We start from the raw sequence: 338 nt of genomic DNA on the forward strand, positions 1-338 counted from the left end.
GAACGACCGCGAGCTCGCGGCGCTCATCGGGGAGCTGTCGATGCGGAGCGACGACTTCCGGGAGCTCTGGGCGTCCCACGACGTGCGGCGGCACTACGCGGGCGTGAAGTCCTTCCACCACGCGGTGGTCGGGGACCTCGAACTGCACTTCCAGACGCTCGAGCTCGCCGAGGACCCCGGGCTGGCGCTGACGATCTACCCGGCGACGCCGGGATCGCCCACCGCGGACGCCCTGCGGGTGCTCGCCTCGTGGGCGGCGACGGAGCGGATCGCGGAGCGAGCGCGCGCACTCGCCTGAGGCGGTGGTCGTGACCCCGCGACAGACGGGAGGCGCGGTG

General features: G+C 73.7%; 1 pseudogene. It reads left to right on the top strand.

What is annotated here, in order from left to right:
• Nucleotides 1–298: pseudogene (locus BIU96_RS19665) on the top strand (transcriptional regulator); the annotation flags it as partial.
• Between the last annotated feature and the right edge of the window lie 40 nt (nt 299–338).

The sequence above is a fragment of the Curtobacterium sp. MCBA15_008 genome (assembly GCF_001865065.1).
Taxonomy (GTDB): Bacteria; Actinomycetota; Actinomycetes; order Actinomycetales; family Microbacteriaceae; genus Curtobacterium.